This is a genomic window from Phycicoccus sp. CSK15P-2, from assembly GCF_016888005.1.
Lineage (GTDB): Bacteria > Actinomycetota > Actinomycetes > Actinomycetales > Dermatophilaceae > Phycicoccus.
The window spans coordinates 36,821-43,324 of record NZ_JAFDVE010000027.1 but is presented as its reverse complement, the minus strand read 5'-3'; the positions used below and the strand labels follow the sequence as shown (position 1 = coordinate 43,324).

Annotated in this window: 6 protein-coding genes; 1 reads left to right on the top strand and 5 read right to left on the bottom strand. The window is 73.0% G+C overall.

Annotation, left to right across the window (positions count from 1 at the left end):
• Positions 1–29 precede the first annotated feature (29 nt).
• Genes lhgO through JQN72_RS15660 form a run of 5 tightly spaced genes read right to left on the bottom strand, consistent with a single transcriptional unit; the run spans position 30 to position 5,792 of the window.
• Positions 30–1,214, bottom strand: coding sequence for an L-2-hydroxyglutarate oxidase (gene lhgO / locus JQN72_RS15680; RefSeq protein WP_204136071.1), 1,185 nt, complete (start codon positions 1,212–1,214; stop codon positions 30–32).
• On the bottom strand, positions 1,211–2,593 hold the full coding sequence (locus tag JQN72_RS15675; protein ID WP_204136070.1) for a GH1 family beta-glucosidase: 1,383 nt from the start codon (positions 2,591–2,593) through the stop codon (positions 1,211–1,213). Before JQN72_RS15675 ends, lhgO begins: the two co-directional genes overlap by 4 nt.
• 60 nt (positions 2,594–2,653) lie before the next feature.
• Positions 2,654–3,103 carry a carbonic anhydrase gene (locus tag JQN72_RS15670; RefSeq protein WP_204136074.1) on the bottom strand — a complete coding sequence of 150 codons (450 nt, stop codon included), beginning with the start codon at positions 3,101–3,103 and terminating at the stop codon, positions 2,654–2,656.
• 59 nt (positions 3,104–3,162) lie between these two features.
• Positions 3,163–4,869 (bottom strand): fumarate hydratase, encoded by a 1,707-nt coding sequence (locus tag JQN72_RS15665; protein WP_204136069.1) that lies wholly within the window; start codon positions 4,867–4,869, stop codon positions 3,163–3,165.
• The gene (locus JQN72_RS15660; protein WP_204136068.1) at positions 4,866–5,792 is read right to left on the bottom strand and encodes a PfkB family carbohydrate kinase; all 927 of its coding nucleotides are present in this window, start codon (positions 5,790–5,792) and stop codon (positions 4,866–4,868) included. Before JQN72_RS15660 ends, JQN72_RS15665 begins: the two co-directional genes overlap by 4 nt.
• Positions 5,793–5,903: 111 nt before the next feature.
• Here JQN72_RS15660 and JQN72_RS15655 point away from each other — a divergent pair, with 111 nt between their 5' ends.
• Positions 5,904–6,461 (top strand): DUF4245 domain-containing protein, encoded by a 558-nt coding sequence (locus JQN72_RS15655; protein WP_307812746.1) that lies wholly within the window; start codon positions 5,904–5,906, stop codon positions 6,459–6,461.
• The last annotated feature ends 43 nt before the right edge of the window (positions 6,462–6,504 follow it).

The window sequence follows — 6,504 nt, the reverse complement described above, 5'->3', positions numbered from 1 at the left end:
CCCCCCCCCGGGGCGCCCCCCCCCGGGTGTCAGGGGTGGAGGCCGACGACGTGTCGGGCGATCTCGAAGGAGGCGGTCGCCGCGGGGGAGGGCGCGTTGAGGACGTGGACGCAGCGGCCGGAGCGTTCGACGAGGAAGTCGTCGACGAGCCGGCCGTCCGCGCGCACGGCCTGGGCACGGACCCCGGCGGGCGAGGGCAGGAGGTCCACGTCCCGCAGCGCGGGGACGAGCCGGCGCAGGCTCGAGCCGAATCCGTGCGCCGACAGCGACCGGGCGACCTCCGCCGCCCCGGTGCGGACCTGACCGGCGGCGAGACGCCAGAACCCCGGGTACGCAAGGGTCCCGGCGAGCTCACGGGGGGCGACGTCACGCCAGCGGTACCCCTCCCGGGCCAGCGCGAGGACCGCGTTGGGGCCGGCGTGCACCGTGCCGTCGACGCCGCGGGTCAGGTGGACCCCGAGGAACGGCAGGTCCGGGTCCGGCACGGGGTAGACCAGGCCGCGGACGAGGTGCGCCGCCGCCGGCGCGAGCTCGCGGTACTCACCACGGAAGGGGACGATGCGTACGCTCGGGACGTGCCCGAGCCGGCGCGTGACGAGGTCGGTCTGCAGCCCGGCGCAGGTGACCACGTGGTCGGCCGACAGCTCGCCCGCCGTCGTCGCGACGTGCATCCCGCTGGGACGCTCCTCGCCCCCGAGCACCTCGACACCGGTCCGCAGGTCCGCGCCGGCGGCGCCCAGGCGGCGGACCAGCGCCGCGCACACGGCCCGGTAGTCGACGACCCCGGTCTCCGGGACGTGCAGTGCCGCGAGCGTGGCGACGTGCGGCTCGCGCTCGCGTGCTTCGCCGGGGCCGAGCATCCGGACGGCGAGGCCGTTCGCGAGGCCCCGCGCGTGCAGCGCCTCGAGCCGTTGTAGCTCGGACCGCTCGGTCGCGACGACGAGCTTGCCCGGCACGGCGTGCGGCACGCCCTCGTCGCGGGCGAAGGCGAGGAGCCGGGCGACCCCGGCCCGGCACCAGCGGGCCTTCGCGCTGTCCGGGGGGTAGTACAGCCCGGAGTGGACGACCCCGCTGTTCCGGCCCGTCTGGTGGCGGGCCCAGCCGGCCTCCTTGTCGAGCACGGTGACCTCGGCGCGCGGGTCCTCGCGCAGGACGCGGTCGGCGACGGTCAGCCCGAGGATGCCGCCGCCGACGACGAGGACCCGCCGTGTCACCGCCCGCGGTGCTCGGCGATGACGCGCGCGTAGGTGCGGCCGGAGTCCTTGACCGTGCGGACCTGGGTGTCGTAGTCGACGTGGACGATGCCGAAGCGCTTGTCGTAGCCGTAGGCCCACTCGAAGTTGTCCATGAGCGACCACGCGAAGTAGCCGCGGACGTCGGCGCCGGCCTCGATCGCGTCGGCGACGGCGCCGAGGTGGCCGACCAGGTAGTCGACACGCTCGGGGTCGTGCACCTGGCCGTCCTCGGAGACGACGTCGTCCCAGGCCGAGCCGTTCTCGGTGATGAGGACGGGCAGCCCGGACTCGCGCGCCGAGCGCTCGATGATCATCCGGTGGCTCGGTGGCGAGACCTCCCAGCCCATCGCGGTGACCGGCGGGTGCGGGGGCACCTCGTCCACCCGCTCGCAGCCCGGCATGAGGTGTGCCTGGCCCCGGGGCTCGCTGCCCTCGGGGGTGGCACGCACCCGGGTCGGGAAGTAGTTGTTGACGCCGAGGTTGTCCAGCGGCGCGCTCATGACCTCGAGGTCGCCGTCGTGGATGTACGAGGCGTCCGTGACAGGCGCGACGTCGTCGAGGAAGCCCTCGGGGTAGGCGCCGTGGAACAGCGGTCCGAAGAAGAGGCCGTTGAGGATGTTGTCGGTGCGGCGGACGGCGTCGAGGTCGGCCTCGGTGGGGTCCTCCGGGCCGTGCACCTGCGACGGGTTGAGCGTGATGGAGACCTCGGCGTCCGGGCAGTGCTCCCGGATGACCGGCACGGCGGTGCCGTGGGCGAGCATCAGGTGGTGGGCCGCCACGAGACCCTCGGCCGGGTCGGCGTGGCCGGGGGCGTGCACGCCCAGGGCGTACCCGAGCATCGAGGAGCACCAGGGCTCGTTGAGCGTCGTCCAGCTCGTGACCCGGTCGCCGAGCGCGCCGCTGACCGCCGCGGCGTAGTCGGCGAACCAGCCGGCGACGTCACGGTTCTGCCAGCCGCCGAGGTCCTCGAGCGCCTGGGGGAGGTCCCAGTGGTAGAGCGTGACGACCGGGCGGATCCCGGCGCCGAGCAGCTCGTCGACCAGCCGGTCGTAGAAGCCGAGCCCGAGCGGGTTCGGGGCACCCGTGCCGTCCGGCTGGACCCGGGGCCAGGCGACGGAGAACCGGTAGGCGTCCAGGCCGAGCTCCTTCATGAGCGCGACGTCCTCGGACATCCGGTGGTAGTGGTCGCAGGCGACCTCACCGGTGTCGCCGCCGGCCGTCTTGCCGGGGGTCGCCGAGAAGGTGTCCCAGATGGACTGGCCGCGGCCGTCCTCCTTGACCGCGCCCTCGATCTGGTAGCTGGCGGTGGCCGTGCCCCAGAGGAAGCCGGCGGGGAAGCGGTGTGCGACGGAGTCCATGGGCGCCACGGTACCGCCGTGAGAGCGCTCCCACGAACCGTGTGCGGGTCGTCGGGGTGCTCAGACGACGCGACGCAGCAGTCCGGTGTCGACGTCGTAGACGAACCCGCCGACGAGCGCACGGTCACCGATGAGCGGGTGGGTGCGGACGGCGGCGACGTCCTGGCGCAGAGCGTCCTCCTGGTCCGGGACGACGCCGAAGCGCTGCCACGACGCGTCCATACCCGCGGAGGCGCCGACCCGCTCGCGGATCTCCTGCTCGCCGGCCGACGCCATGGCGCACCGGGTGTGCGGGACGACGAGGACGCGCGAGACGCCCAGCAGGTGTACCCCGAGGACGAGCGCCTCGAGCGCCTGCGGCGTGACCCGCCCGCCGGGGTTGCGGAAGATCTTCGCGTCGCCGGGCCGCAGACCGACCATTCGCAGCGGGTCGATGCGGGAGTCCATGCAGGTGACGATGGCGACGCCCCGCGCCGCGACGCCGTCGAAGCCGGCGAGGTCGAAGTTCATCGAGAACTGCTCGTTGGCGGCGAGGAGGTCCTCGAAGGTGTCGGCGTTCGGCTGGTCGGTCACAGCAGGCCCGTCCTCTTCTCGATGGTGAACGCGACCGGCTTGGTCACGGCGGCGAAGAAGTCCTCGCCCTTGTCGTCGACGACGATGAACGCCGGGAAGTCCTCGACCTCGATCTTCCAGACCGCTTCCATGCCGAGCTCGGGGTACTCCAGCACCTCGACGCTGCGGATGCAGTCCTGGGCGAGCCGCGCCGCCGGGCCGCCGATCGAGCCGAGGTAGAACCCGCCGTGCGTCCGGCAGGCGTCGGTGACCTGCTGGGAGCGGTTGCCCTTGGCGAGCATGACCATCGAGCCGCCCGCGGCCTGGAACTGCTCGACGTAGGAGTCCATCCGGCCGGCGGTCGTCGGGCCGAACGACCCGGACGGCATCCCCTCCGGGGTCTTGGCCGGCCCCGCGTAGTACACCGGATGGTCCTTGAGGTACTGCGGCATCGCCTCGCCCGCGTCGAGCCGCTCCTTGATCTTCGCGTGCGCGATGTCGCGGGCCACGACGAGCGGCCCGGTGAGCGAGAGCCGGGTCTTGACCGGGTGTCTGCCGAGCTCGGCGAGGATGGCGTCCATCGGCTGGTCGAGGTCGATCTGTACCACGGCGCCCGCCCCGGTGCCGCTGACACCGTGGGCCTCGTGGTCGAGGTCCTCGGGGGTCTGCTCCGGCAGGAACCTGGCCGGGTCGGTCTCGAGCTGCTCGATGAAGACGCCCTCGGACGTGATCTTCGCGAGGACCTGGCGGTCGGCCGAGCAGGAGACGGCGACGGCGACCGGCAGGCTCGCACCGTGCCGGGGGAGGCGCACGACGCGGACGTCGTGGCAGAAGTACTTGCCGCCGAACTGGGCGCCGATGCCGAACTGCCGGGTGAGCTCGAGGACCTGCTCCTCGAGCTCGGTGTCGCGGAAGCCGTGGCCGGTGGCGGGGTCACCCGCCTTCGGCAGGTGGTCGAGGTACTTCGCGCTCGCGTACTTCGCGGTCTTCAGGGCGAACTCGGCGCTCGTGCCGCCGATGACGACGGCCAGGTGATAGGGCGGGCACGCGGCCGTGCCGAGGCCGCGCAGGGTCCTGTCGAGGAAGCGCATCATCCCGTCGGGGTTGAGGATCGCCTTGGTCTCCTGGAACAGGAACGACTTGTTGGCACTGCCGCCGCCCTTGGCCATGAAGAGGAGCTTGTACGTGGTCTCGTGCCCGGGTGCGGTGTCGGCGTAGAGCTCGACCTGCGCGGGGAGGTTGGAGCCGGTGTTGCGCTCCTCCCACATCGTCACCGGCGCCATCTGCGAGTAGCGGAGGTTGAGCCGGGTGTAGGCGTCGTAGACCCCGCGGCTCAGGGCCTCCTCGTCGGTGCCCTCGGTGAGGACGTGCTGGCCGCGCTTGCCCATGACGATGGCGGTGCCGGTGTCCTGGCACATGGGGAGGACGCCGCCGGCGGCGATGTTGGCGTTCTTCAGGAGGTCGAGGGCGACGAACCTGTCGTTGTCGGACGCCTCGGGGTCCTCGAGGATGTTCGCCAGCTGCTGGAGGTGCGCCGGGCGCAGGTAGTGCGCGATGTCGTGCATCGCGGTCTCGCTGAGCAGACGGAGGGCCTCGGGAGCGACCTGGAGGAAGGTGCGTCCGCCCGGTCCCTCGACCTGCTCGACGCCGTCGGTCGTGAGCAGCCGGTACGGGGTCTCGTCGGCGCCGACCGGCAGGAGCTCGGAGTAGACGAAGTCGGTCATGCGATCTCCTCCCGGGTCGGGGCGTAGGCGCCGGTGCGCCGGACGGTGATGCCGCTCGTGCGCAGCGCGCGATCGACGGCTGCGGCGACCTCGTCGGCGGAGGCTGCACGGAGCCGGTCGCGGGCGTCGTCGCCGCCGAGCAGCCCGGCGTCGAGCAGCCCCGAGACGAGCCCGGCCATGAAGGAGTCGCCGGCGCCGACGGTGTCGACGATCTCGCGCACCCGGGCCGGCTCGGTGCCGGTGTCGCCGGCGGCCGTGCACCACGTGACGCCCTTGCCGCCGAGCGTCACGACGACGAGGGCGGCGCCGAGGTCGGTCCAGGCCGCCATGACGTCCGCCGGGGTGAGGTCGGGGTAGAGCCAGGTGAGGTCGTCGTCGGAGCACTTGACGACGTCGGAGAGCCCGACGAGCTCCTCGACCCTGGGGCGGACGAGGTCCGGGGAGCCCATGATCGTCGGCCGTATGTTCGGGTCGTAGGAGACGGTGCCGGTCTCGCGGCCTCGGCGCAGGGCGTCGGTGACCTCGGCCTCGCCCGGCTCCAGGGTGGTCGCGATGGACCCCGTGTGTATGTGTCCGACGCCCGCGGGCAGCTGCACGGGAGGCAGGGTCCAGTACAGGTCGAAGACGTACGTGGCGGCGCCGGAGTCGTCGATCGTCGCGAGGGCGGTGGAGGTCGGGTGCTGCTCGCTGATGCTGCCCGGCAGCAGGTGGACGCCGGCGGACTCGACGTGCTCGACGCAGTGCCGGCCGCGGGTGTCGAGGCCGACGAGGCAGGCGAGGTGCGTGTCGTGGTCGAGCCGGGACAGGCCGATGGCGACGTTGGTCGGGGACCCTCCGACGTGCTCGGCCGTGTGGCCGTCCGGATGGCTCACGATGTCGACGAGCAGCTCCCCGACGACGACGATCGGCGCGGTGGCGCTCACGACATCCCTCCATCCTCGAGCCGCGGACGCGCGGTCGCTGTGCGGTATCCGGAAACCCTATCGCCGTGGGGCGATTGGGCGCCGGGGGTGTCCGTCGGCGACCATGGTCGCGTGAGCACGCCCGCGCGGCCGACGAGCCGCTACTCGCTCGGGTCGACGAAGAACCTCGTCTACTCGCTGCTCGCCGTGCTCGGGATGGTGCTGCTCCTCGTCCTCCTCGTCCCGCGGGTGGACCGGGTCGGCGGGCCCGTCGTCGACGTGCACGGGACGGCGGTGGAGGTCGCGGAGCGCACCGGGTGGCCGGTCGTCGAGCCGGTGGGGCTGCCGGAGGGCTGGACCGCGACCTCGGCGCGGTACTACCGCAGCACCGACGGCGTGATGACCTGGCACGCGGGCTACCAGACCCCGCGGGGCACCTATGTCGCGGTCGAGCAGGCGAAGGACCCCAGCCGGGGGTGGGTCTCGGCGCAGACCAACCGCGCGCCCCAGGACGGCACGATGGAGATCGCCGGGCGGACCTGGGAGAGGTTCGTCCGCGACTCGAAGGTGCAGAACAGCCTGCTCCACCTCCCCGACGACGGGTCGGGCGAGCTCGCGACGCTCGTCACCGGCGACGCGAGCTTCGAGGACATGGCGGTCTACGTCGAGGCGCTGCGCCCGGTCGGCTGACCGGGACCCGTGCGGCTGTCCGCGGGTGGGCGGACGTCGGACC

Excerpts from the sequence above, each read along its gene's own strand:
- JQN72_RS15675 (WP_204136070.1), bottom strand. The coding sequence starts at position 2,593 with ATGGACTCCGTCGCACACCGCTTCCCCGCCGGCTTCCTCTGGGGCACG.
- JQN72_RS15665 (WP_204136069.1), bottom strand. The coding sequence starts at position 4,869 with ATGACCGACTTCGTCTACTCCGAGCTCCTGCCGGTCGGCGCCGACGAG.
- JQN72_RS15670 (WP_204136074.1), bottom strand. The coding sequence starts at position 3,103 with ATGAACTTCGACCTCGCCGGCTTCGACGGCGTCGCGGCGCGGGGCGTC.